The sequence below is a fragment of the Moraxella sp. K23 genome (assembly GCF_041154765.1).
In the GTDB taxonomy this organism is placed as follows: domain Bacteria; phylum Pseudomonadota; class Gammaproteobacteria; order Pseudomonadales; family Moraxellaceae; genus Faucicola; species Faucicola tetraodonis.
This window is the reverse complement of record NZ_AP031595.1, coordinates 275,505-299,401: the sequence shown is the minus strand read 5'-3', so window position 1 is coordinate 299,401 and position 23,897 is coordinate 275,505. Positions and strand designations below refer to the sequence as shown.

Genomic DNA, 23,897 nt, shown 5'->3' with positions numbered 1-23,897 from the left:
TCCCAGAAAACTGGACCAAAAAATTGTAGCAAATAAGATAGAATAGCCCTTAAGCAAAGAGGTCTATATAATGACAAAAGTTCGTAAGCGTCACAATGCTGAATTTAAAAGTAAAGTCGCTGTTGAAGCTATTAAAGAGCAAAAGGCTGATACTAACAATCTATTGTTAACTGCAACGGTTATGAATACCCTACGGCTTGAAGACTGGCTAGTAAGTATGTCGCATATGTCAGAAGTGCTTGAGCCAAAACCACTACGGGAAAATGTTATCGAAAGGCTTAAAAATGCGTTGGCTTATTATCAATGAGTGTTAGTGTCCGTACTAAACAAAAACAGGTAATGCACGATAAACCGCAACAATGAAGAAAACTGCCAAGTCGAATTATTGCCAACGGATTGCTTATGGGCAATCCCGATTTCATAATCAAAAGATGTTTTACTTGGAACAAGATGGAATTTAGGTTCTTCATTTTGCTCGTGATAGCTCTGAAGTAGCGTGGTTAACTTACTATAAATCATACTATCAGATTTTTGATACTTGATAAGCCACTTATCAGCGGGCAGTAAGGATAGGGCAATGGGTAAAAATTCAACCAATTCTGCATAAGACAGTGGTAAGGCAGGCTGCCTGGTACTAAGTTTTTGAATTCCCACCGCCAGTAACTTTTGATAGCCTAAATTCTTCTGGGTAACCAATTGACGCAAATTTAGCATCAGCGCTTGACGTAACTTTTTTTCATCATCGTGAAAAACCGCTATTGGTGATAATTGGTTTGGCTCAATGGTAAAACGCGGTTGTTTTTTTCTTGTTTTTAAATTTGCTATTATTTTTGCCCTATCAATTAAATGTTGAGCAATATCATCATCAATGGAACTTTGCTGGATAATTTGGCTAAAGTTTGCATCCAAATCTTGATTATAAATCACATCGGCTTTAGCAAGTAAAGTTAATACCTGATTGACGCTATATCGATGAAAAGCAAAGGTCAAAAAGTTTTGATTCGCGCGATCGTCTTTTTCATCAAACATTGAACCCAACATGGGCAACGGTTGTTGCTCCCCTACTCGCTGCCAACTATCTTTGACAGCTTTTCGCTTGTCCAATATTAAACGATTGAGCAAAGGTTGCAGAGTTTTTAAATTCACACTATCACCCTCAAATTGATAGCCATTTTTGCCCAGTTTACGCCTATCAAAACCTGTGATATTTTTGAAAGTGGCTAAAGGAATTATAATATCTGCTTGCGTGATTTTATCTGTCGCCATCAACATAGCCGTATGAATATAATACTGAAAAGTGCGTTGTGGGCTGATATGCCCAACAAAACTGGCAATCGCGTGCCACTTGTCTTGAGCATCATGTACACCTAATAATTCGCTATGCAGACGTTGTCGTTGTTCATCTGTCTGCTGCGTTAATAATCTAGCGAGCGTTGGGGTGGCATTAAGTGATAATGCCAAATTGGTGGCGGTGCAATGTCGTAATCCGTGAAGCGTAATTTCTTGCGTTGCTCCAATGTCTGCCAACACTTGCTCTAGCAGATTGTTGGGTAAAGAATCGCCAATGCCTTGCATGCTATCAGCAAAAACAAAAATTAACTGATTCAATTTATCGGGTTTACTCAGCTTAAAAAAATCACTCACAAAATTGAGTTCCTCTTGGGTCAAAACCGCAAAAATCGGCACCCGCCGAATTGAACCTTCGGTCTTGATGGAGCGATGTTCATTAGGACGAATCAGCAACGAAGGATGCGGCGAAGATAACAGTTCTATATCTGAGAATTTTAGCCCAAGCAGTTCCTTTTTTCGCATACCTGTTCTGAAAGCGAGAATATAAAACACCCGAACCATCATCCCATCAAGTCCTTGGGTATTCAGGGTCAATTGCTCTAAGAAAGCCAAATACTGGTGAACTGAGAGCAGTTGAGCTCTTACCTTTAGCTTACTCTCTGCTTGTTCGATAGTAACTTTTGTGAGCCCAAAATTTGTTTCAGCGAAGTTATGTAAGCTCTGTAATCGCCGAGCAGCATAGGTGATATCTTGGTTACCTAATATACTTTTTTTATAATCGAGCATTTCATCATACATTTCAGTAAAGTCTTCATCCGTCCAACTATCAATAGGCTGAAAATTGGTAAAATAAATCCATTCATAGCCGATGGTGCTTAGGTATTGCAAAATCGACTGATAATTGGCAGATTGCCGCTTTACAAAATCAGCAATCCACGCGATCAAAATTCGTTCACTTAAACTGATGCCAATATGATGCAGTGATTGTAAGCGGTATAAAATATATTCGTCTTTTGTTGGTTTTTTATTGAGTATTTCGATAAACTGGGGACGATATTTTTTATCCATAACTTTATCGAAAATATTGTGAATATCTTTGACCAAGTCTGATCGTCTCACCTTTTCTTTATAGCTTGCTTTTGTAGCATCAAGCGGCTTTGTGCTTTGAATATCAAGCTTGGCTAGTGTCATCAAATCGTAATTGGCATCCAATTTTTTTGACGTTGCATTAGCAGATAACAAGTTTTCAAAATCGGCCTTTATCAGTCCCGTGGTACGATGTCTTCCTTGCATAACACCCACCAAGGCTTGGTCAATATCAACGCCGTCAAGCATTTCCCAGTGATAACAGGCATTTTTTAAGAGCCAACTAGGCGTGATTTTTTTAAGACCTAATTGATTGGTGATAGGCGTAAGACCTATTAATAACAACGCGTTGACATTAATGGCTTTAGGATATGTCTGACCACTTTGTTTATAACGATATAGCCAACACAGACTCATCGCATCAAGCAAAATTTGCTGGGTATTAAACAGCGTTTCATTCTCAAATTCATTACCGTAGTGTTTTGAAGGGTAACGTATGCTCAATAACAATCGATAATCATCAAACACTAAGAAATCATCAATCTTTTGACAAGCTTTTAGCAAGCTAGTCAGCCAAGCTTGCAGCAGCGTGGCATCATTAATGCCGCCGTAGATAATGCCACTAAAAATCAGCCAACTTAAGCTTTCTTCTATAGAAAAATCATCATGTGTCTGCCAATGGTGATGGACAGCTTTAATGATTTTGCGCAGCTTCTTGCCATTGGTGACATAACTATCAGTATAGCTAAGGGGATTTTCCTTGGGCTCAACATCAATCGGTGGCGATGGCACCCGATAATGATATTCTTCAATAATCTGGGTATTTTGATAAGTGATAAACTGGGTTAAATGGCGATGTGCCGACAGATAAGTTTTTTTATTATCATTGTAATACTGATTGATAAAGCCTTGCGCAGACAGTAAGAATTGCTCAAAGCCTAATTTTGAGATAGGAATAGCGATACGCCATAAGCGGGTAAAATCTTTGCTAAACTGTTGATTAAGTGAATGATAGGTAGCAAAGCATGGATTAGGACAAGGATAAAAAATTTGTTTGGCAAAAAAACGATTGACGTATTTATCTGCCTTGGCCCATTTTCGATGTCCTGTGTTATCTCGCTGTTGTTGTCGCCATAGCGATGAGAGTTTGAGAGATAACACTGATTTTCTATGTTGCCGAATGGCAAAATAGCTTAAAGCATTATTCGAGGCTTTACTTGCTATCGCTTTACTAAAGGCTTTATCGCTATGACGGATGGGCGTAAAATCAGCAATAAATTGCTTGGGAAATTTTAAAATCATGGTAAGTTATTTTTCTTTTAATTGATGAAGTTGCTGTTCAAGAAAGTGAATACTGTTATCTAATGCCAAGTCTGTAGCGATATGTTCAAAGGTATGGCGAACATCATGGACTTGTTTTTTTGAGGTTGAAGAAAATTTACCAAGGGCTTCTTGTTGGTTTTTCTCATGCCCTATCACGGTGTTTATCAGATGTATCGGCACTTGCCGTTTTTCTAATTGGGTGCGAACAAAATGCCGTGTCCAGTAAACATCAAGCTTAATAAAATCCTGTAAAAATGCATTCATATCGCCCCGTTTGATGGCGTGTAATTTATCAAATTTTTCGGAGAGTAAATTGAGCAAGGTAATATCGGCATCGTCAAACGTGACTCGATGTAATCTTGCTGTGATAGCAGGGTTATCAAGGGATTGGGTGCGTAAAATAGCAAGGATTTTTTGGTAGATGACCAAATGGTTAATTAGCGTGTCGCATAAAGGTATCAAGCGGTGATTTTGCACTTTCTTATTGGGTTTATCTTTTACCATTATCCAGCCAACTTCCAAATCGATATCTCTCACCGCACCCAGTGCATTGTTAGGACGAATGCCTGTCAATACACAAAACACCAGCCAGACATAGCAGCTTAATCGATTAAATAGTGGCTCAAAATCATTGGTACTAGCAATCCAATTTTGTACTTCTTCAAGCAATGATTTCACGCTGTCTAACGTTAATGCAAATGCTGAACCGACATTTGCATCGGTTCGCCGATTAGAATAGTCAAACACTAAATGATTCTGCGTATTAAGCTGCTGTAGTGCTTTAATGTAGTGTTTGACGATTTCACTGTTAGCATGACTACTATAGTACATAGCAGGTGCGTTAGGGGCAGGCATACGGCAAACTAGTTCGGCAATATGTCCATGACTACCAGCCAAATACCTTGTCAATAGGGTCGCCAGTGCCATCTCAATGCGGTTAATGGATAAGTACGGCAGTTCGAGTGATTCCCGTAACACTTTTAAATAGTCAGCAATTTCATTAATTTTGTTTTGGTTAATATCCGCTTCGATATTTGGCAAGTTGTCAGAATTGGCTAAATGATGTACCAATGCGACAGGCAATGGCAAACTGACTTTATCGCTGTTATTTTCAAATTCCAGATGAGATTGTTCAATTTTTCTGGGCGTAATACCTAGATGGTAGCTAAGTGTCACTTGGGTTTTCTGGATGGTAAATAATGAACTGGTCGCTATAAATAACGGCTGAATCAAGGTTTTAATAGGCATTGCCGTAATAAAACTCAGTAGTAGCAATTTAGCAGCATTTTTATGAGCCACTGACAATTCACTTGCTTGACTAACTAACGCATCAAAAGCAAGACGGTTAAACAAGACTTGATATCCCCACTGTGATAAAGCATGTGTGTCCGTATTAAAACGAAAATCTCGCCGAGAAATATACAGTTGCTGTAAAGTCAACTCAACCGATTGCAGTGGCGGATTATGAGCAATACTGACACTAGGACGATCTTGATAAGTTAAAAATTGCTGAGCATTTTCGACAGCTTCTTCAAATGTAATATTGGTTTGGGCATTACTGTCAATGTTAGGTAGTAAAAATTGTGTCTGTATATCAGGGGTAGTGTTTTCTAAATCTCGGTCAAATGGTGGCTTATCCCAACGATAATCATAGCTCAAAGGTAGTTGAAAAATAGGTTCTACGACTACTTGAGCAGATTGTGACGGCGTGCTGTTTCTATCTCTGAGTGCTTGAAATTCTTTGATGGCTTGCTGCTGATTTTGCTCATGTTGCTCATCATCACGCTCAATTTTAGCTCTTTGCCTTTTACCCTTATAAAAGCTTAATTGAGTGGCTTTGGCAATGTAATGCAATTGACGAGAACGTTTTTCTCCAACTTTAGCATCGTTGAGAATTAACATTTGATGAAGATAGTTATCAGCTGTTTGCTTTAGTCGTGAAGTGAATTCCTCAATGGCGGAGCTTGTATTCTCAAAGTCAATTTTATCCAGAGGTTCGGATTGTAGTACCTGCCAAATCCACTGATAATTCGGTGAGTTGGAGAAAATCGCCAATTTGATACGCAAAATAATGGTTTTATAATAACTCTTCAAACCTACAATTTTGAGCCGAACAGCAATAAGCAAAATCAGTAGCAACCATTGTTTTTTTAGCTGATTTTTTTCGGTTGTTTCTCCCAATCCCAAATAGTGCAGCAAAACTATCAGTTGTAATAAAGGCGGATAAGCATCTAGTTGTTTCTTTTGAAAGCCTTCAAAGGTTGACTGAAACACAGGCAACTCTGATAGTAATGGCTCATCAATAAGCTTTGATAGATCAATGTGTTCAATGGTGACATAATTGTTTAGCTCAATAACCAATTTAACCAAACTAGACTGCAAATTAGCAAGGATATCGTCATCTGGAAAATGATTACTTTTATTAATTGATTTTTCTTCGCTAAACAGCATTTCAATTGCTGTGATGATTTGGTCAGCCTTGATAGCTATCAAACCGTCTTGGTTTTCGATAGCATTGTTGGGGTTAGCTCCGATGCCAATTGAGGTTGTGATATCATCATTATTTGGCATCACTTTTTTCCTTGCCGTTATAAGCGGTGGCAATTGACATACCTAACAGCGGATAAAATTTGTTTTGGGTAAGCTTAGGATGACCAATAATTGATTGCCACTGTTCTTTGGTTAATAGAGATGCAATCTGCCGTCTAAGTCGTTCAAGTTCATCATCAACATTGAGCAATTTTTTCTGCCGAGCGATAAGTTCGATGGTTTCAAAAAAGATCATCCCTGCATCTAGCTGCTCATCATCAAGAGTTAAAACAGTTAATGGACGAACCAGCTGCGAGCTAGCAAAGTTATTGTTCAAAATAGCGAATAAGACAGTGAAGTTATTCAAAAAAAGATTTTGCTCCGCCGATTTTTGTAAAAATATTGGCTGGTGAATGGCGCGACTAATTTCTAGCTCTAATTGAGTCTCTGCCATTGTTTGAAAAATTTGGCGTTGAATGTCATACCATTGCTTTAGTTCGTCTGCATGATTCGAAGTTAGTTTTTGTAGGTATATCAGTGTCGGATTTGATAATTTAATAGTCATAGTCTTGTTAGATTAAAAATTTTTAAACAACATTTTAGTTTATTCTAACAAAATGTAAGGTTTTGGGAATAAGTGGGTGTATTCGCTGCGACATCTTATGTCGTTTTGTTTTGCGCTATTTGATTGATAAGCTATAATGATTTTTTGAAAAATTAAACTTCATTTGGAGCACTTGAAAAAGTTGAAACAATAACTTAATTTTTAAACAAACAAAAAAATACCGCCAAACTAGACGGTATTTTTGTAGCGCATAGTTAAAATGGACAATCATCATCTTCTATATTTACTAAAAAACTGTGTAAATTAATCACCCCTCTTTGCTTAAATATTTTGCAGTCATCACATTGCCAGCTCATAAAATCGTCTTGCTTTGGCAATTTGCAAGGATTATTTAACTCATACATTTTCCCGCATGTATCACAGCGGATATAAGAATCGTAGGCTTTTACCATCGATAGTCTCGTAATAAGCTCTTCAGAAGTGATATCATAATTCCGGCATATATGTTTAATATGCCATTCAAGCGAAAACGGATGTTGGTTTGGATAATTAAAAGGTTGCCAATAATCCTGGCACATTTTCAATGAATAGCCATTTAGCATATTATTTGTCAGTAATCGTACACGCATTTTAATGCACCTCTTCTATAAACTCTGAAAAATTGGCGTAAAATAGTCGACGAAGCTGACGATATCTTTCAAAATCCGTTTCATCACTATCAATTAATGGCAACTGTTGCTGTACCCAAACCATTAGCGCTTTATGTGATTTGTATTTTTGTTCATTGAGCCATTCAGACAGCTTATCGTCATTAGCAATACCATACTCAGTAATCAACTTTCTTGCCAAATCACAGGCAGTTTGGCTGACAAAATTCAAATTATTATGCGGTTTAATGGTTTGAAGCAATTTTTCATAATCAATAACCAACACGACTATTCTCCTTTCTCTTTATTTTGACTACTTGCGATTAAAGCTTCAAAGGCACTGCCATCACGGCGTGTCATATTCGGTACATAGCGACTATAAACCTTAAACAACATGGTAGTATTGGCGTGACCCATCTGCCTTGCGATCCATTCTGGCGCCTCTCCTGCGGCTAGCCATAGCGTTGCAGCCGTATGGCGGGTTTGGTAGGCATTACGGGCTTTTAACCCTAACAGTCGAAGCGTGGGATGCCACACTTTACGATTGACATTGTGATAATCGAGTGGCTCTCCTTCTCGATTGCAAAACACGAATTTTGAGCGACCATGTGTGACTTTGTACTGCGCTTGTAGCGCTTCATAAACCCACGGTGACATGGCGATATCGCGATTGGATTCCTGGGTTTTGGGCTTACCCATTACGCCTTTGACAAAGGCTTGGCGAACACGGATTTCACGGCGGTCAAAATCCACATACTCCCATGTCAGTCCATCAATTTCGCTGGTTCGCATGCCGGTGAAAAACCTTACGGTGTAATAGTTTTTATAGTCTTTACGCACGCCATTGATAAATTTCCAAACCTCTTCAATGGTGAATGGCTCAATATCAGGCTTATCAAGTTTTAAAACCTTGATATCCTCATAAGGATTTTCAAATTTATAGCGTTTTGCCGCTTCTTGCAGTATCATACGCAAAGTGGTCATTATCGAATTAATTCTGGCTGCTGACAGATGCTTGTTAGCTGTTCCGTAGGTCACTTTGGCGAGAGAAGTACGGAACGCTAACACATCTGCCCTTGTGATAGCGATAACACTGCGTTTGCCAAAATGTGGCACCAGATACTTATCCAAAATATCTTTGATTTTGCCGATGTAGCTTGCTCGCCATTCAATTTGCTTTTCTTCAAACCAGGTTTCAGCAAAGTCTTTAAATACGGGTGTGTCAGATTGAAAACTTTGCACACGCTCTTTGACTGCCATCAGTTCAATGCCTTTCTCACTTTTTGGGAAGTATTTGAGATAATCAAATAGTCCGAGGGTGATTTCTGCTTCCATTTTTTGGATGATTTTTTCCAGTTTTTTTCGATTTTCGGGCGTGTCGATTAGGTTGGTTGTTTCTCGACAGCGTTTATTCAAAAAGCGAAAATCAACAACAAGTTTATCGTAGCGCTTTCTAATTGAAGCCATGTATTTTCTCCAGTTTTATTGTAAAGCCATTGCATTAATGGTACCCAACAAGGTATTACGCATATCTTTTTCAATTTGTTCCCATATATATAAGATTTTACGACCACCAAATGGACGAATATAATGCACTCCTTCGATGAGCACATTATCCTTAAGGGTCACACGAATTGTGCGTGGCGTGTACTTAATGCGTTCAGAAAGCTCTTCTGTTGTCAGATATGTTTGTGTCATAATAACCTCTTAAGAAATGAAATTTATTATATATCGAACAACAAAATTGTTTTATGAAAATATTTTGTTGTTCGATAGAAGTACTTTAATGCAAAATGTAGGTCAATACAAGTACTTTTTACATCAATTAAGGTTTTTTATATGATAAAAAGTAATTTACCGGTACTTTTGGCAGAAAGACGTTTGAAAGTAGCTGATTTAATTCGAATGACAGACATCAGTAAATCAACGATGCACAAGATTTATAACGATCAAACCACACGAATTGATTTTGAAACGATTGATAAAATCTGCGAAGCACTTGATGTGCAGGTGGGAGATTTGTTCCAATATGAACCTAATAAAACAGGTAGTTAAATTCTTGGATAAGTCAGATAGTGAATTTATTTTTAGTAATCTATGAATAGGCTATTATTTTTTTGGTAGTTACTAATGAGGCTGATAGATTTAGAGCGTCAAAACTTAAAGCCACATTTTTTTAGGAAAGGTAAGTAATCAGCGATTTTTTTAGCATCTTTTTGTAGTTCATTAGATAAGCGATTGATAAACTCATTCATAGATTCACCTGAACGAGCAAATTTACCCCCAAAGTTATTGTCATTGGCTAGTAGTTTAGCAAATTTATTAGCTTGAATCGGTGTAAGCGTTTTAATTTGCTGAATTGAAGCTGTTGCACCACTATTCGCTGATTCAAATTTTGATTTGACAGACTTAATAGCGATTTCAAAGTGGCTAATACTCCGTCCCGTTTTTGTGGTTCTAAGTGTTAATTTGAACTCGCCTTGTTTATTGATTTGTTCAATAGCAGGTTCAAGTACACGGCGCTTAAATTCTGAAATTTGTGGGTATTTGTCTGCGACACCGAAAAATTCTTTCCATTCAAACACGCTCATGGCAGGGACTTTTCTGATATCTTGCCATTTTTTCACTAATTCATATAAACGTTTACTGCTACAGCCTGTAAATTCAATGGTTTTAACATAATCATATTTTGTGTAAGCCTCATTGGTTCTTTCAATCAAAAATGCTAATGGGTCAGAAAAGTGCAGAATAATATAGCCAAGTTGGTCTTGATAAGAAATTCCCTGTAGCCAATTGTATTCGGCTCGTAACGTCGTAAAATGAGAATGATTTGGCTTGATGACAGTTAGCTTATCTTCTTCTTTTTCAGTGTGACGAGTTAAGTCAAGATATAGGGTAAATTTAAGTTTCTTATTGCCTAAGGTATTCGCAGCTTCTTTGAGAGTTTGGTACGCATAGTTATCGCTCACATTATTAGCCGCCGCAAACTCTTTAGCACTAATCATCACCTGTTTGCCACCTGTTTTTTCTTTGTGCAGTTTATTGACTGCAAGCGTCATCAAATCATGTTCGGCAAAAGTCAAATCATAACCCGCCTCAATTAAAGTATTGGATTTGGTTATCATAATTTGGCTATTACCTCTGCCATAAAAGTTTAGCTCAGACACGTTTTTACTCAACACAATAAAATTGGTTAAATTATAAAAACGCTAAAAATTTCGCTCAAAATATAATGTACCTTAATGTACATGACTTACAGAAGCATAACAAAAATCCATGATGGTTGAAAATTTTGTCTTAACCAAGAATTTGTACATTAAAGGTAGGAATCTGTACAGGTAAGGGTAAGAATCTGTACAACTCATTCCAATAACTTGTACAGATTAAGGTAGCAATCTGTACACATTTGAACGCTGAAATGCAGTGATATGGCGATATAGTGAATTATCTATAACTCTTATAATATTGATAACTCTTAAATCAAGATTTTTTTGATAATTAAAATCCATAACAACCAAATTTTAACAATTGACTAAATAAACACCTCAATATAAGTTATGAGATTAAATTTTTCTAAACGTCACTATTTGTCGTTTTACTATAAATACCCTATTGCATTCATGAACATGGTTTGACAGACTAAAGAAAAATCAACTTATGTCATCTCTATCATGTCAAACGCCAATCCCTATACCGACAATAGCTTTACGTCTTCTGACTTAAAGACCATCCTGCACTCCAAACGTGCCAATATCTACTACCTACAATACTGCCGCGTCATGCAAAAAGACGGGCGTGTGTTGTATCTTACTGAAGCCGAAAAAGAGAATCTTTATTACAACATCCCGATTGCCAACACCACTTGTATATTATTGGGCACAGGGACATCAATTACCCAAGCTGCCATGCGGATGCTGTCGCAAGCGGGGGTATTGGTCGGGTTTTGCGGCGGCGGTGGTACGCCTTTGTTTATGGGAACCGAAATCGAATGGATGACGCCGCAGTCAGAATATCGCCCGACTGAATATGTACAAGGCTGGCTATCGTGGTGGTGGGAGGATGGCAAACGCTTGCAAGCCGCCAAACACATTCAATTTGCGCGATTGGCATTTTTGCAAAACATTTGGAGTCGCGATCAAGATTTTCGGCAAATGGGTTTTGACAGTAGAAGTGACGCTGTGACGAACTTAATTGAACGCTATCGCGCTGATATTCCTAAGCAAACTGAAGTTATGCACTTATTACAGCTTGAAGCCCGTATGACTAAAGAATTGTATAAGTTAGCGTCAATTCATACCGATCATGCAGGCTTTAGCCGTGAGCATGACGGGATGGATAAAGCCAATGGTTTCTTGAATCACGGCAATTATTTAGCCTACGGACTCGGGGCAACCACTGCTTGGGTGCTTGGCATTCCGCATGGTTTTGCGGTCATGCACGGTAAGACACGGCGTGGGGCATTGGTGTTTGATATTGCCGATATTGTCAAAGATGCAATTGTGCTACCGCTTGCCTTTATTTGTGCTAAAGAAAATACCAGTGAGCAGGAATTCCGCCAAGAATGTCTGAATTATTTTACCACTTATAAAGCGTTGGATGTGATGTTCGATACGGTGAAAGATTTGGCATTAAAAAAGGACTTTTAAAAATTATAAACTTATGAAAATCAATGGATTGGAAAAATTAATTTATGCTAGTGACGTTTATTTCGCAATGTGAAAAAAAGGCGTTAAACCGTACTCGCCGTATTTTGGATGCGTTTGCCAATCGTATTGGCGATAACGTATGGCAAACCGCCATTACCGAAGATGGGCTAGACACTGTCAAAAAGTTACTACGTCAATCGGCAACCAAATCTACCGCCGTGAGTTGCCATCGGGTAAGGACACGGCAACGCAGTGAACTGGTGTGGGTGGTGGGGTGTAAAGACGCATTCAACAACTTAGGCTTTGTGCCTGTCAACTGGACAACAAAGGAAGTATTTATGGATTTGCCAATCGAAACAAAAAACATTCTAGCCAACACGCATGGTCAGCCACTAAGTCACCATTTATTTGCGGTAGGTTATTTGGCATACCAAATTATAAACAAACTAAAAATAGACAGTCCAAATTTGGCAAAATCAGCTTTTATCGCTGGCATTTTGCACGATTTGGGCAAAATTGACCCACAATTTCAACAATGGATAACCAAAAAATCTGCCAGTCCAAAATTTAAAGTCGCCAACGAAGATGAACCAGAAGATATCAAATTGCTTGATGATGGGGTACATATCGATAGCACGGTAAAAGGCTTGGGAAAATTTACCTTTGAAACCCATCCAAGGCATCATGAATTATCTTGGTTATTGGCTGCTTCCTTGCTAAAAGATGAAAAAAATTTGAACACCACTCAGCTAGCCCAAATCTATCACGGTATCTACTGGCATCACACGCGGCCTTACCGAAAAGAAGATAAATACTTCAGTAAAGCAGAAGGTATTGATAAGCTCTTTATCAAGTCATTAACTAATACGCATATTGATAAAGTAATTAACCAACTCGTAGCCGTTCTCAAAGATTTTAAAGTAATTGCTGAAAATTTTCAGTCAGAAGATTTTGATTTTGCCAATTTATTTCCAACTTTGTCATATCCTTACCAATTAACTAAAAATGATTTGCCATTGTATAAGAATTATAATGATTTATCCGATGAAGTGGCGGAATTTGTCAAAGATATCAAACCCAATGCATTACACAATTTGGTACGAATGGCAGTGATTAATGCTGACCGTATCGTCTCAAAAATACCGAGCGAAGATTTAGCCGAATATCTAGCAGAAGGTTCACTGGTGCATGCCTTAAACAATATTCTGCAAGAAGATACCAATTTAAAAATAGAAATTGACCGCTGTATTCAAGGCTTTAATCAAAGTTATCCTAATAGTGAACGTAATCAAAGCCAAAATGCTGCTTCAAGTCAATTAGCTGAACTGACAGAAATTGCTGAATTTGATGGTCGCGATAATGTTGCCGTATTACAAGGTCCTGCTGGCTGCGGTAAAACCAAAATCGCCCTTCAATGGGCAGCCAAAACCAATGTCCAAAAAATCGTGTGGGTATGCCCACGCGTGCAAGTATGTTTGGGTATTTTGCAAGATTTAACCCAAGCAGACTATTTACCAAACAGCAAAATCGAAATTTTCACAGGCGAATACAAGAAAATTTTGACGAATGGACAGCGTTTTGAAGATATCGAAGAAACGGCTGTTGATGATTATTTTAGTGGCGATATTGTCATTACCACAATTGACCAAGTAGTGAATAACATTATTTCCCATCAAAAAATTGACGGCATGATGAGATTTATGCACGCTCATGTGGTTTTCGATGAATTTCATGAATTAATTCCAATGCCTGCATTTAATTTGCTTTTTGCTGAACTTATCGAAGCCAAAAAAATGAGAAAACACCAAGCTAATACCCTGCTTGTCTCAGCAACACCCCATGATTTTTACGTCAAAAATATTCTACAACTTGATGAGACCGATATTGTCCGAGTGGATAGTTTCAATAACGCAGATTATCAAATCGAGTTTAAAGATTATGATGATCAAAATGGTGAAGTCAGTCCTTTAATTATCGATAAAGTGATTGATAATAACGTAACCTTCGTCATTACCAATACCGCCCAAGAAGCCCAACTTGGCTTTTTACTCAATCAAAATGATGAGCATGCTATTTTGTTGCATTCAAAATACACCAAACAGGACAAAGCTGAATGGTTTGATAAGGTGTATAAGTGCTTTAAGCAAAATGGCAACGGCAACTTCCAAATATTACGCAGCGGACCGATTGTGCAAGCATCACTTAATATTAGCTGTGAGCGAATGTTTACCGATATGACCAGTCCCGAAAACTGGCTACAACGTCTGGGGCGACTTGACCGTTTTGACAGCAATAATTCTTTAAATATCTATACTACTGTATTACCAAAATCAGCTGAAACAGGCAAACAATCGAGTAGTAAAGCCAAATTCTTGGCAAATATGAATGTATGGCACAGTAGCGTAGCATGGCTTAATTTTGTCAAAAATTATATTGCAGAAAAGGGCGATATCGTCAAAATCAATGATTTATACCAAATTTATCAAGCCTTTTATGCCGATGAAAAATGCCAAGAAAAAGTTAGAGAAGACTTGAATAAATCGCTCAAAGAAAGTGTCAAATTGATTAATGACAAAATTATTGACCCCATCAGTATACCAAGCCGTAAAAAACAAAAAGATGGCGTTGCCAAAATCGCCAATGTGTCGTTGCGTGGCGATAACCGCTTTGTGCAAATGGCGGTGTGTGAAGTGGATAGCGAGTTAAAACCCAATTTTATTGAAGAATATGCCTATCCAGAAGATACCGACCATAGCAAAATCACAATAGGATTGACTGAAAGTACCAACCGTATTCAAGGCGGGCGATTTGAGATGCGTGATAGCAATAAAGATTTGGTGACTTTCATGCATAAAAAACATCACAACATCATGGCAGGCAAGTATCCAAATGAGACTTTCAAAGCCACGCGCTTTGATTGGGAATTATTAAAACTGGCTCGCTCACCCGAGTTTCCAATTTATCTAAGTTATACCACCAAGGATTTAGAGCCGATTGGCGGTGAGCGTGAACGTCATGGATATGCGATGTATTATGTCAAAACGGCAAAACAGCCAGTCGGTATGATGTCGATTGATAAATTGAAAAACCCACAATCGATAGAAAGTGGGCTTGAAGAAGAGAGTAATTAGTTTTTTAATGTGATTGGGATAGCACAATAAATTTATCCTAATTTTAACTAACAAAATCGTAGGAGAAAATCATGGAAAAAATAACAGGTATTAAAAGTGTGGATTTTAAAATCAAAGCATTCGGACACGGCGTAGTCAACTGGAATGGTCCAACTACTTTGAGTAGCGAAGGTCGTACTGTTGATAATCATACTTTGCCAAAATTGCGTGGCTATACCAATTTAACAGGCAAAATCAAAGACGAAACAGGCTATAAATATAAAAAAGAAGCGACCGATATCAATTTTAAAGAAACACCACTTTATATTAGCCAAAACTGTATTCGTCATCATTTATTCCGTGAGCAAGCTTTCGATTTACATTTTGCAGGTGAAAAATCGCTTGATAAAGTACTGGCTTCTATCACAGGCTTGGTGCGTGGGTACGTTGTTCCAGCTAGCCAATGCAAACGCACTAGCCCTCTATTAATTGAAGATTTTGTAGACCAACTTGGCAATGGAAACTTTGAGCAATTTGGTCAAGCAGGCGAACGTGATAGCTCATCATTCTTTTCAAAAACTACATTTGGTGACACTGAATATATCTCTTATGGCTCGATTAGCATTGAGCAGCTTGAATTTATTTCTTTGGATAACAAGTTTGACCGTTGTGCAATGGTAATTAAAGATAATCAAGGTGAGGCAGTTGCCCAACAAGTACAAAGTTTTATCCAGTCACTTGCCCCAAATCGTAATCCTAAAGCTACTTTCCACTCAAATTATGTGCGTAAAGGTACAATTTATGAACAAGGGGAAGTCGGTATTTTGCTTGACCAAGAAGCCATTGATATTTTGGTGCAAACCACTTTAGAAATGATTCATAATTTGTCAATCCGCCAAGCCAAAGGCTATATGTATGTGGATAGCTTGGAAGTGGATTACAATGACAGTAATAAGATGATGCGCATCAAACGTAACCCAGATGAAGTATCTAGCCAACCAAATGGCAACTATGCGGTATATTTTGAAGCCAAATCTACTCAATAAGGAGGCGCTATGCGTATTATTATTGAATACGAATCATCATGGCGAAATTCCTTTTTGGACGGTAGTAATGATGAAAAATTACCGAATAAAGGGCGTAACTTTGTTGCGTCCATGACGGAACTCAAAAAGCCCGAAAACTATTTTCAACGTGAAGTGACCAAAAATACCGTGATGGGTATTTTAAGCCGTCTGATTGGCGACCAACGTAAACTTTACCAAGCCCGTGCAAGTGAAGACTATTATTTTGCCGACAAAGAGGAATTGATTGCATTTGAAGATAAGCCTAAAGTCATTAATCGTGAAATTGCTTATATTCGCAATATGAAAGGCAGCACTGACCAAAATTCTTTTACAGGTATGATTAAGGTCAATGACCCAATTTTTTTATCGAATTATTCTAAAGAATTTTGGGGTGTATTGGCACTCGATATCGAACAGCTTTGTGAATTTATCCTTAGCGATAAATTGATTAAAGAATTTGAAATTGATGCACCTATTTCACTTGACCCAGTATCGATTTTAAATCGTCTTGAAATTATTGGCAAATCCAAGCCTGTCGAGGCTGACGGTGTTCTTAAACAAGCATCAGATAAACTAGCCAGTTTGTTTGATAAATATAAACCACTTAACACCAAAGGTTTACAGTTGATTTTGCCAATGTACTGCTCTGCTTTGTATGTGCAAATGCAACGCCTTGAGCAACGTTATGACATGGCCACTGCCAAATCAAAAATGGGGGGTATTAGTGGAATTTCTAATAACGGCTTTACCCCAAAAGACTTTATGAGAGCCTATACAACAGGTAAAAGTAAATTAATTTATGGCAACCCCTATGTCCGTGAAGAATTTGTCAAAGGTGAAGGTAAGATTAACCATAACCTGACCAAAGCCAATGGTCAACTTGAAATCACATTGGATATTAATATTGAGCAAGCCAAAGAACTAAAGCAGATGATTGATAACGCAGGCGTTTCTAGTTTTTATTTAGGCAAAAAAGGCTTAGCTTATGTATCTGATATTCGTTTACGCTAAGGAAATTTCATGAAGTACTATCAAGAAATCACGCTAATCGCTGATGATATGCCTTTTTTTGAACTATGGAGTAAGATTTTCACCCAACTCCACATCGCACTTGCCGATGTCAAAAACAGTCACGGTATTGACACCATTGGGGTCAATTTTCCCAATTATCAATATAGCGAAAAACAGGGGAAAACCTTTGCCACTTTAGGACACAAATTACGCATTTTTGCCCCAAGTGAGCAGGCTTTGCAAATGCTGAATTTGGATAAATGGCTAGCGCGTTTGATAGATTATGTACATATCAAACGTATCCAGCCTGTACCCGAAGTGCATGGGCATGTGGTGGTGAGACGTTACCGCTACAAGAATTTTGACAAAAAAGTGGCGGAGTTTGCCAACTTTAAGGGCATCAGTGACCAAGAAGCGTTGGCGCATTGTCTTGCCCATAAGCGTACTATCAAACACTACCCTTTTATCACCCTAAAAAGTCAAACTACCCAAAATGACTACAAACTGTCAATTTGGCAAGAAGTGGCGAAGGATGAAAAAAGTGGCAACTTGAATACCTATGGGATGAATAATCAATCAGATGCGGTAACCGTTCCCCACTGGTAATCAACCTTGCCGACAAACTATAAGGGTGAATAACCCTTATTTTTGACTCAATAAAAATAGGTATAAATTTCAATCAGTTATATCCAGGCAGAAAATGTAGGGTAAAAAGGGTATTTTTACTTGGTAAGCCTTGCTATAACTGCTTTTTTTGGGATAAAATTCCTATTCACCGCCACACAGGCGGCTTAGAAAATTGCTGACAAGATTATCGAAACAGCCAACGCATTCACCGCCACACAGGCGGCTTAGAAAAGCGCAATGAGTTTAAGGCTATGACCCTCTAAATTCACCGCCACACAGGCGGCTTAGAAATTTGGTTATGACGAAATAAAAAAACAAGGTTTATTCACCGCCACACAGGCGGCTTAGAAATGCTGTCCCTAACAATGGGGCGGGGGAATCCTATTCACCGCCACACAGGCGGCTTAGAAATGTCACTTTTAACTGTGAATTTTCCCCTGACGATTCACCGCCACACAGGCGGCTTAGAAAAAAATACATGAAGCCCTAGAGGGTCAAGAAATATTCACCGCCACACAGGCGGCTTAGAAAAAAATACATGAAGCCCTAGAGGGTCAAGAAATATTCACCGCCACACAGGCGGCTTAGAAAACAATAGATTGCCAATTTGCACCCCAAATCAAATTCACCGCCACACAGGCGGCTTAGAAAAAAATTAAAGCCACCAAACGACCAACCAGCCGATTCACCGCCACACAGGCGGCTTAGAAAGCCAGTTCCCCTATTAAAGCGTCACTAGGTTTATTCACCGCCACACAGGCGGCTTAGAAACATTGATAGACAGTGGCAGCAGACAAGCCCCAATTCACCGCCACACAGGCGGCTTAGAAATGGAATGTTCAAGCCGTCAATATCCGCATAAAATTCACCGCCACACAGGCGGCTTAGAAATACTGATATAAAACCCCATGTGAAAACATTTCATTCACCGCCACACAGGCGGCTTAGAAAAGCAAGCAAACGACCCAGCGCAGTAGATAGCCATTCACCGCCACACAGGCGGCTTAGAAACCAACGCTCACCTGCACTATTGCCATACCACAATTCACCGCCACACAGGCGGCTTAGAAAACTGCATTAACTTAACTCGATGTTCCCAATATATTCACCGCCACACAGGCGGCTTAGAAATTTAAGCTCTTCAACATCGGCTTTACTTTCAGATTCACCGCCACACAGGCGGCTTAGAAAGTTAGATGGTCTCGGCTTAACGTATGCTTGTAATTCACCGCCACACAGGCGGCTTAGAAACAAATGTCCATTGTCCGCAGATGACCGCGTAAATTCACCGCCACACAGGCGGCTTAGAAACAAAACCAACACCAAAAACACCGCTATTGCTAGATTCACCGCCACACAGGCGGCTTAGAAAGCTACCACCATGTCTGCGATTACCGTTAAACTATTCACCGCCACACAGGCGGCTTAGAAATTAACCCTAGCAGCTTCAACCGCTGGCACGTTATTCACCGCCACACAGGCGGCTTAGAAATTGTTTGATATCGCCACACTCAAACACTTGGTATTCACCGCCACACAGGCGGCTTAGAAATAAAACTTGGCACTATCAAAACGTATGACCGCATTCACCGCCACACAGGCGGCTTAGAAATGTAATTACTCTTGCTGTGGGTGAGAGGTTTCCATTCACCGCCACACAGGCGGCTTAGAAAAATGACCGTGTAACCACTGAAGTGACTCGTCTATTCACCGCCACACAGGCGGCTTAGAAATATCGTCGATTCCAGCAGCGCAAACTGGTAAAATTCACCGCCACACAGGCGGCTTAGAAAATACACCGCTAAAGTGACAAAAGATGCCGCATATTCACCGCCACACAGGCGGCTTAGAAATGTTTGACGGTACAGCAAGTGACGGCAATGTAATTCACCGCCACACAGGCGGCTTAGAAAAAGTTGGTCAAACTCTAGCGGCGGCTGACGCTATTCACCGCCACACAGGCGGCTTAGAAATTATTCGCGCCCCCAACAGGACACGCAGCGCAATTCACCGCCACACAGGCGGCTTAGAAAAATGGCTTTGATTTCTGTTTACCCCGTATTACAATTCACCGCCACACAGGCGGCTTAGAAAACAGTTATGCGTAGCGTCTGCATCAGCTTTAGATTCACCGCCACACAGGCGGCTTAGAAAACGGGTTTACCTCCCCAGGCTTTGGCTTTTATATTCACCGCCACACAGGCGGCTTAGAAAGCTTAAAGTTACTTTATAAACAGTAGCACCAAATTCACCGCCACACAGGCGGCTTAGAAATGCCACTGGGTGCTGAACAATGCCCATTTGGAATTCACCGCCACACAGGCGGCTTAGAAATTGCGCGATTAACTTTTGCTTCATGTCATCATATTCACCGCCACACAGGCGGCTTAGAAAAGACCATGCCAAAATCGCTTGAGGAATATGTCAATTCACCGCCACACAGGCGGCTTAGAAATTTTGCTATCTCTTTATTTGAAGTAAAGAATAATTCACCGCCACACAGGCGGCTTAGAAACAGAATGTTTAGCCGATGCAATGAACTGGCTAAATTCACCGCCACACAGGCGGCTTAGAAATTGCCGAGCAATCAAAGCAGACACAATCAAAGATTCACCGCCACACAGGCGGCTTAGAAATTCAAAGATGCGGTTCTCTTTGGGCTTGTCCTATTCACCGCCACACAGGCGGCTTAGAAATTTCTGGTTGCATTTTCAATTAATTGTGAAATATTCACCGCCACACAGGCGGCTTAGAAAGACGCCAAGAATACCGCAACCAACGCAAAAATATTCACCGCCACACAGGCGGCTTAGAAATTTCTGGTTGCATTTTCAATTAATTGTGAAATATTCACCGCCACACAGGCGGCTTAGAAAGACGCCAAGAATACCGCAACCAACGCAAAAATATTCACCGCCACACAGGCGGCTTAGAAAAGTTGAGAGCTATGCCAATGCGCCATGCAAGGATTCACCGCCACACAGGCGGCTTAGAAAGTATAAAATGATTTTTGGGTTTGGCTCTATTGTATTCACCGCCACACAGGCGGCTTAGAAAAATACCCAGACATTAAAGAATTTGACGTAATAATTCACCGCCACACAGGCGGCTTAGAAACAAAAATCGCGGCTTGGGGCAGGGCGCTTGTTATTCACCGCCACACAGGCGGCTTAGAAATTTAGAACTGATGTTAATTTGCACATCGACGTAATTCACCGCCACACAGGCGGCTTAGAAAGTTAAAATATTGCATATCAATAACCGTTATTGATTCACCGCCACACAGGCGGCTTAGAAAAAAGAATTTTTGGAAGAATTAAAGAAGTAAAAATTCACCGCCACACAGGCGGCTTAGAAACGAATGTTTAGCAGATGCCATGAATTGGTTGAATTCACCGCCACACAGGCGGCTTAGAAATTTTCGACCTGCAAGCGTTAATTGCAATACAAATTCACCGCCACACAGGCGGCTTAGAAAATCAACTCCAACAACTCCAGATACACCATTTGATTCACCGCCACACAGGCGGCTTAGAAAAACCGCCTGCACTGGCGACATAGGCAAGGGGAATTCACCGCCACACAGGCGGCTTAGAAACCGTGTTACTAATCGGGGTGCTTGGGGTCATCATTCACCGCCACACAGGCGGCTTAGAAAATTTTAACTAGGAAAAATATTATGCAAATGCAATTCACCGCCACACAGGCGGCTTAGAAAAATGTGCCAACGGTTATAGTTTTATTTACTCCATTCACCGCCACACAGGCGGCTTAGAAAAACAGGTATCGTTTCAATCGGTGCTGCTAATGATTCACCGCCACACAGGCGGCTTAGAAAATTTGCGATTGGTTAAGCTCATAGCGCGAAGTATTCACCGCCACACAGGCGGCTTAGAAACCCAATGCTAAAGAACCGTAAATTAAAGATACCCATTCACCGCCACACAGGCGGCTTAGAAAAAAGACGTTATGACCTTGCAAGATTTTAGCCGATTCACCGCCACACAGGCGGCTTAGAAAATCATGGGATACCAAGTGCAAAAAGGCAAAGCATTCACCGCCACACAGGCGGCTTAGAAAATGAGGGTAGATAGCTTTTCATTGTCTTGGATATTCACCGCCACACAGGCGGCTTAGAAAATATGCACATGATGCGGTGTCATCAAAACCAACTTCACCGCCACATAGGCGGCTTAGAAATCATGGCTTGTTCAAGGTTCTATATCAATCTATATTCACCGCCACACAGGCGGCTTAGAAATTTTGATGAACCCAATGAGGACGGTAAAGTTAATTCACCGCCACACAGGCGGCTTAGAAATTATAAAAATGGTTGAGATTGATACCGATTTTATTCACCGCCACACAGGCGGCTTAGAAATATATGCAATATATCGTAAAATTTTAAACTCAATTCACCGCCACATAGGCGGCTTAGAAATTACGAGTCTTTGCCAACCTCATTTACTGGCACTTCACCGCCGCATAGGCGACTGAGTCTTAATTAGTAAAACCGTAAAGTTTATTTATTTTTACTAAAGTAACCAAAAACAAGTGGGTGTAAAATTAAAAGTCTTAAAAAAATGCGTGGTCACCAAATGGTCACCTTTTGGTCACCGTTCAATTTCTGTAGTAAAAAAGGTGCCCAAAATCACAAAAGTGGTCAAAATTTCAATTCTCGAAAAACCACGTAAACACTTGATATCACTGCAATAAAAAAGCCCCAATCAATCGACTGGGGCTTTTGGAATATGGTAGGCATAATCTGACTCGAACAGACGACCCCCACCATGTCAAGGTGGTGCTCTAACCAACTGAGCTATATGCCTAAAAGGGTCTAACAATCTACTTGCGTAAGTAGGAGTGCCATTTTACCAAAAAATTTTGCTTTTGCAAGTGGTTTTAATTTTTCGCTTCAATTTTTATTGCGCTATCTTCAGCTAAGTTTTCGTTAAGGTTAGGTTGTTTTAATACACTTAGCCACTCGGATATACCTCAGTATCAACCTTATCTCGTGACCTGACAAATTTATCAAAAACTTAGGATGGCATTATGAAAAAATCATTAATCACCTCAGGCTTATTGGCACTCGCTATGTTATCAGCCAGCAGCGCATTTGCCGAAGCCAACTGCCAAGCGCACCCAAAAAACGAACAAATCCCGCAAGCCGATTTTCAAAAAGCATTAGAAAAACATGGCTTTACTATCAAAAAATTCAAAACTGATGGCAACTGCTTTGAGATGTATGGCAAAAGCAAAGGTGGTAAAAAAGTTGAAATGTACTTTGATACCAAAGACGGCAAAATCGTTAAATCAGAAATCGACTAATGATAGGATAAGCAAACCGTCTAACCAACGCAATTTGAGGTAGGTTTGCCAATGTTATGCCTTGACGCGGCTAATTTAGCCGTGTTGATATTTTAGACAATGGAAAATAACAATGTTACCACAACCACAATCTGCACAAACCGTCAAAGTCTGGGATATTTGGGTGCGTATCACTCACTGGGCAGTCGCTGCGGGTATTTTTGCCAACCTTATCGTCACTGAAGGCGGTAGCGATGTGCATGAGTATATGGGTTATGCCGTCGTGGCGCTGGTAGTGTCTCGTTTGCTTTGGGGGTTGGTGGGTAGCCAATACGCCAGATTTAGTAATTTTTTCCCTACCCCAACCCGCATTCGCGAGCATATGACCGACATCAAGCAGCATAAGTTTCACGGTCATCTGGGTCACAATCCGTTGGGTGCGCTGATGATGTTTGCGCTGTGGGGCGTTATTATCGCGCTGGGTGTCACAGGCTATCTGCAAACCACCGACCAATTTTGGGGAGAAGATAGCATCCAAGCGATTCACGAATTTTTAGCCAATAGTCTTTGGGTACTAGTCCCTTTACACGTGGCAGCCGCGATTATAATGGGCAGACTACAACAGCAAAACTTGGTAAAATCGATGATAACGGGTGAAAAAACCGTTCAATAAATACCTTCGCTAAAAA

At 39.9% G+C, this 23,897-nt stretch carries 17 protein-coding genes, 1 tRNA gene and 1 CRISPR repeat array; of the genes, 9 read left to right on the top strand and 9 right to left on the bottom strand.

The features are described from left to right. Positions 1 to 70: 70 nt before the first annotated feature. Positions 71 to 307, top strand: a complete 237-nt coding sequence (locus tag ACAM37_RS01300) for a WCX domain-containing protein (RefSeq protein ID WP_095356856.1) — start codon at positions 71 to 73, stop codon at positions 305 to 307. Here the strand turns inward: ACAM37_RS01300 and ACAM37_RS01295 are convergent. The 7 genes from ACAM37_RS01295 to ACAM37_RS01265 all read right to left on the bottom strand — a co-directional run bounded on the left by ACAM37_RS01295 (position 301) and on the right by ACAM37_RS01265 (position 9,138). Then, complete coding sequence (locus ACAM37_RS01295; RefSeq protein ID WP_369626359.1) at positions 301 to 3,678, bottom strand: tyrosine-type recombinase/integrase; 3,378 nt, start codon at positions 3,676 to 3,678, stop codon at positions 301 to 303. The genes ACAM37_RS01300 and ACAM37_RS01295 overlap by 7 nt on opposite strands. Positions 3,679 to 3,684: 6 nt before the next feature. Continuing rightward, positions 3,685 to 6,270: a site-specific integrase gene (locus tag ACAM37_RS01290; protein WP_369626358.1), complete on the bottom strand. Its 2,586-nt coding sequence runs from the start codon at positions 6,268 to 6,270 to the stop codon at positions 3,685 to 3,687. Then, entirely contained in the window at positions 6,260 to 6,793 is a 534-nt protein-coding gene (locus ACAM37_RS01285) for a hypothetical protein (RefSeq protein WP_369626357.1), read from the bottom strand. Before ACAM37_RS01285 ends, ACAM37_RS01290 begins: the two co-directional genes overlap by 11 nt. 254 nt (positions 6,794 to 7,047) lie before the next feature. Continuing rightward, positions 7,048 to 7,422 (bottom strand): PHD finger domain-containing protein, encoded by a 375-nt coding sequence (locus ACAM37_RS01280; protein ID WP_369626356.1) that lies wholly within the window; start codon positions 7,420 to 7,422, stop codon positions 7,048 to 7,050. A 1-nt stretch (position 7,423) separates the two neighbouring features. Next, a complete protein-coding gene (locus ACAM37_RS01275; protein ID WP_369626355.1) occupies positions 7,424 to 7,726 on the bottom strand; it encodes a hypothetical protein in 303 nt (100 codons plus the stop codon). Between the two features lie 2 nt (positions 7,727 to 7,728). Beyond that, entirely contained in the window at positions 7,729 to 8,907 is a 1,179-nt protein-coding gene (locus ACAM37_RS01270; RefSeq protein WP_369626354.1) for an Arm DNA-binding domain-containing protein, read from the bottom strand. 15 nt (positions 8,908 to 8,922) lie between these two features. Continuing rightward, the gene (locus ACAM37_RS01265; RefSeq protein ID WP_095356849.1) at positions 8,923 to 9,138 is read right to left on the bottom strand and encodes a hypothetical protein; all 216 of its coding nucleotides are present in this window, start codon (positions 9,136 to 9,138) and stop codon (positions 8,923 to 8,925) included. 141 nt (positions 9,139 to 9,279) lie between these two features. On the opposite strand from ACAM37_RS01265, the gene ACAM37_RS01260 reads away from it, so the two are divergent. Further along, a complete protein-coding gene (locus tag ACAM37_RS01260) occupies positions 9,280 to 9,495 on the top strand; it encodes a helix-turn-helix domain-containing protein (protein ID WP_095356848.1) in 216 nt (71 codons plus the stop codon). A 98-nt stretch (positions 9,496 to 9,593) separates the two neighbouring features. Here the strand turns inward: ACAM37_RS01260 and ACAM37_RS01255 are convergent, their stop codons facing one another. After that, positions 9,594 to 10,565, bottom strand: a complete 972-nt coding sequence (locus ACAM37_RS01255; RefSeq protein ID WP_128681817.1) for a RepB family plasmid replication initiator protein — start codon at positions 10,563 to 10,565, stop codon at positions 9,594 to 9,596. A gap of 546 nt (positions 10,566 to 11,111) precedes the next feature. Here ACAM37_RS01255 and cas1f point away from each other — a divergent pair. From cas1f to cas6f, 5 genes are all read left to right on the top strand, one after another. After that, positions 11,112 to 12,086 carry a type I-F CRISPR-associated endonuclease Cas1f gene (gene cas1f / locus ACAM37_RS01250; RefSeq protein WP_065253433.1) on the top strand — a complete coding sequence of 325 codons (975 nt, stop codon included), beginning with the start codon at positions 11,112 to 11,114 and terminating at the stop codon, positions 12,084 to 12,086. 44 nt (positions 12,087 to 12,130) lie between these two features. Next, complete coding sequence (locus tag ACAM37_RS01245) at positions 12,131 to 15,217, top strand: CRISPR-associated endonuclease Cas3'' (RefSeq protein ID WP_369626353.1); 3,087 nt, start codon at positions 12,131 to 12,133, stop codon at positions 15,215 to 15,217. Between the two features lie 71 nt (positions 15,218 to 15,288). Next, positions 15,289 to 16,242 (top strand): type I-Fv CRISPR-associated protein Cas7fv, encoded by a 954-nt coding sequence (gene cas7fv / locus ACAM37_RS01240; RefSeq protein WP_309595462.1) that lies wholly within the window; start codon positions 15,289 to 15,291, stop codon positions 16,240 to 16,242. Positions 16,243 to 16,251: 9 nt separating this feature from the next. Then, positions 16,252 to 17,274 (top strand): type I-Fv CRISPR-associated protein Cas5fv, encoded by a 1,023-nt coding sequence (cas5fv, locus tag ACAM37_RS01235; RefSeq protein ID WP_369626352.1) that lies wholly within the window; start codon positions 16,252 to 16,254, stop codon positions 17,272 to 17,274. Positions 17,275 to 17,283: 9 nt separating this feature from the next. Beyond that, positions 17,284 to 17,880, top strand: a complete 597-nt coding sequence (gene cas6f / locus ACAM37_RS01230; protein ID WP_369626351.1) for a type I-F CRISPR-associated endoribonuclease Cas6/Csy4 — start codon at positions 17,284 to 17,286, stop codon at positions 17,878 to 17,880. A 164-nt stretch (positions 17,881 to 18,044) separates the two neighbouring features. Beyond that, positions 18,045 to 22,342: a CRISPR direct-repeat array (repeat unit 28 nt; unit sequence ATTCACCGCCACACAGGCGGCTTAGAAA). A 311-nt stretch (positions 22,343 to 22,653) separates the two neighbouring features. Here the strand turns inward: cas6f and ACAM37_RS01225 are convergent. Further along, positions 22,654 to 22,730, bottom strand: a tRNA-Val gene (locus ACAM37_RS01225). A gap of 223 nt (positions 22,731 to 22,953) precedes the next feature. Between ACAM37_RS01225 and ACAM37_RS01220 the strand changes: the two genes are divergently transcribed. Then, complete coding sequence (locus ACAM37_RS01220) at positions 22,954 to 23,229, top strand: PepSY domain-containing protein (RefSeq protein ID WP_007117114.1); 276 nt, start codon at positions 22,954 to 22,956, stop codon at positions 23,227 to 23,229. A gap of 112 nt (positions 23,230 to 23,341) precedes the next feature. Beyond that, positions 23,342 to 23,881: a cytochrome b/b6 domain-containing protein gene (locus ACAM37_RS01215; RefSeq protein WP_369626350.1), complete on the top strand. Its 540-nt coding sequence runs from the start codon at positions 23,342 to 23,344 to the stop codon at positions 23,879 to 23,881. The last annotated feature ends 16 nt before the right edge of the window (positions 23,882 to 23,897 follow it).